Below are 1,080 nucleotides of genomic sequence, written 5' to 3' on the forward strand. Positions count from 1 at the left end.
AAATTTAGGAATTGTCGTAGGCAACTATGTTGATTTAGAATTCTCAAGCAATGTAAGCGCTTCCGGGAGAATTGTGAATATTATTAAAAATGAAGATAAAGTTGCATTAATTTCATTTGAAGATTGCACAGTTACTTACGGAGGAAAAGAATTATTTAAAAAAGAATGGGGAACTTTCGATATGGCTGTAGGATCTCGCGTAGTATCTGCATTCCCAGGTGCGGCAGATCCAACTTCTTACTTTAGTGATTCAATTAAAGAGGTAGAGTTCGAAAAAGAAACACCAGCTCCACTAACAGAATTAGAAAAATTATACAAAGAAGTAAGAGTAATTAGAGAAAAGAATACATTCTGTGATGACTGCATTTCAAAACTAATTGCTATTCATAAAGAACTAAACCGTAATCATCAAAGTGATTGGTTATTACGTCTAGAATTACTTGAAATTGCAACAGTTAATGCTAAATTAGCACATATTGTAGAACCACTTAAAGCTGAATTAGGCGAATTAAAAAAGGTAGATTCTTTAAAAAATCTAATTACAAATGGCTTAAAACTAGTTTGATAAAAAATAAGAAAAGCATTACTTCAATAGAAGTAATGCTTTTCTTATTCACGTTGTTGAAAAATAATCTTGTCAAGTTATGACCAAATTTTCGTAAAGGAAGTTGAGTGATGTTCATTTCCACTACAGTATGCTCGCTTTCCATGGGGCGAAACCTGAGCCTCCTCGGCATTGCCTGCGGGGTCTCAGCCTTTCCGCATCTCCCATAGGAGTCGAGCATCCTTCCGTTCCAATAAACTTATTGTTTAATAAAAGTATTCATAAAAAAACGATTTAAATATTCTTTGCTTAGAACAAATGATTAATCAGTTTAAACGACGAAATCAAAAAAGCAATGTCTTTTAAGATTTGAATTCATTTTTCTAAAAATTAGTATTTAATAGTTTAAACTTATAAAAAGATGATCTAAGTATTGAATTGAGTTTGACGGAGTTATAAATATTATTCAAAACATATTATTAGAACATCAAAAAATACTAACTTTATCATAAATAAAGTTCACATAATAACCTTTT

The 1,080-nt window shown here is 30.8% G+C and carries 1 pseudogene; it reads left to right on the forward strand.

The features are described from left to right. Positions 1-565 (forward strand): annotated as a pseudogene (locus tag B7R67_RS22270) (aromatic amino acid hydroxylase); the annotation flags it as partial. Positions 566-1,080 lie beyond the last annotated feature (515 nt).

This window comes from Gottfriedia luciferensis, assembly GCF_002156865.1.
Classification (GTDB): domain Bacteria; phylum Bacillota; class Bacilli; order Bacillales; family Bacillaceae_G; genus Gottfriedia; species Gottfriedia luciferensis.